Origin of the sequence: Ursidibacter arcticus, assembly GCF_009761375.1 — a bacterium.
GTDB lineage: Bacteria > Pseudomonadota > Gammaproteobacteria > Enterobacterales > Pasteurellaceae > Ursidibacter > Ursidibacter arcticus.
Map to the genome: position 1 here is coordinate 1 of NZ_LEKM01000034.1, position 1907 is coordinate 1907.

2 protein-coding genes are annotated in these 1907 nt (G+C 36.0%); both read left to right on the forward strand.

All coding sequences use genetic code 11. From position 1 onward, the window contains the following. Positions 1-949 (forward strand): autotransporter outer membrane beta-barrel domain-containing protein (locus A1D25_RS01285; RefSeq protein ID WP_157393917.1); only part of this gene is annotated, 949 nt, incomplete at its 5' end. 188 nt (positions 950-1137) lie between these two features. After that, positions 1138-1878 carry a pyruvate formate lyase 1-activating protein gene (gene pflA, locus A1D25_RS01290; RefSeq protein WP_157393918.1) on the forward strand — a complete coding sequence of 247 codons (741 nt, stop codon included), beginning with the start codon at positions 1138-1140 and terminating at the stop codon, positions 1876-1878. Positions 1879-1907: the final 29 nt, after the last annotated feature.

Below are 1907 nucleotides of genomic sequence, written 5' to 3' on the forward strand. Positions count from 1 at the left end.
ATCTCAAGAAGAGGCAGAGCATCAAGGTCAAGTTGAAGAAGAGCGTAAACGCCAAGAAAAACTTCAAAAAGAGAGAATTAGTAAATACACGAATACAGCGGTATCTGATCTTGCGGTTTCCATTCAGTCAATTACAAATGCTGGAGATAGCATTAGACAGCATTTAACAAATACGAATGTACCGAAAGAATATACAGATGTATGGGTAAATACGAAGTCATTGAATGGTAGCTATCATTCTGATAACTACAGAGATTACTCAACAAAAGGGAAGCAAAATCAAATAGGTGCTGATTTTAGATTGAGTGATTCTTTAGTGGTAGGGGTTGCATTGACTGAGTCGAAAGGTAGTCATCGTTTTGCAGATAGTTCTAGTGAGCAGTCTAGATTGAGAATGCTTTCTTCTTACGCAAAATATCAGTTACCAAGCGGAGAATTTGCAGCTGTTGATATTAGCTGGGGTAAATTGAAGAATAAAATTTCTCAAGGTGGTCAGTTAGAAATAGTGAATAGAAATCTAACGCAAGTTGGTCTTACTGCAGGTAAAGCCTTTAACTTAACTAACCTAGAAATTAAGCCATTTGCAGGTGTTCGATATAGCTATCTAAGTAAAGCCGCCTATCAACAAAGCGGGGCAAGCATTGAAACAGATAGCTCGAAAGTAATGTCTTATTTAATGGGCGTTAATGTAGGTTATACGTTAAAAGTAAATCAGGATCTAGAATTTAAACCGCTTGTATCTTGGAGTTATGCGATTCACAATAGTCATAATCAGATTAAAGTGAATGGCTATAATTTCAACCTTGAATCAGATAAACAGCATACTGTTGATGCTGGCTTAGCGGTTAAATTTAAAAATATTCAACTAGATGTACTAGGTGGTATTAGTCAAGGTAAACAAATGGGTAAACAAAAACGCTTTAGTGCTAACTTATCTATTTCGTTTTAATAGAAAAACGTCTAGTTCCTAGATAGTTATATGATAATAGTATGGCAGGTAATCAATAATTAGATTACCTGCCATATTTTGATCTAACCGATAAAAAGTTTAAAAATTCTCTAATTGTGCTAGCAGTATGTAGTAGAATAACATCTAGATTTTTTGTAGAATGAAATGTATTTTAATAAGGATATAAAATGTCTGTACTTGCACGTTATCACTCTTATGAATCTTGTGGAACAGTTGATGGGCCTGGGATTCGTTTTATTCTTTTTTTACAAGGTTGCTTAATGCGTTGTAAATATTGCCATAACCGAGATACTTGGGATCTTGATGGTGGTAAAGAAATCAGCGTAGAAGATCTAATGAAAGAGGTGGTAACTTATAAACATTTTATGAAAGCCACTGGGGGCGGTGTAACCGCTTCTGGTGGAGAAGCAGTGCTACAAGCGGAGTTTGTAAAAGAGTGGTTTAAAGCCTGCAAAGCCGAAGGGATCAACACTTGCTTAGATACTAATGGTTTTGTTCGTCATTATGATCAAACTATTGATGATTTGTTAGATCATACTGATCTTGTATTACTCGATTTAAAGCAACTGAATGATCAAATTCATCAAAACTTAATTGGTGTACCCAATAAACGAACCCTTGAATTTGCACGCTATTTACAAAAGCGTAATCAACTGACTTGGATACGTTATGTGGTTGTGCCAGGTTATACCGATGACGATGATTCGGTACACCGCTTAGGGCAGTTTATTCAAGGAATGCAGAATATTGAGAAGGTCGAACTGTTGCCTTACCACCGTTTAGGAGCACATAAATGGGAAACCTTAGGGCATAAATATGAACTTGAAGATGTAATGCCACCAACAAAAGAATCCCTTGAACATATTAAAGAGATTCTGGAAAGCTACGGGCATACGGTGAAGTTTTAAATCACTTCTTATAGGTGTAATGGACAAAA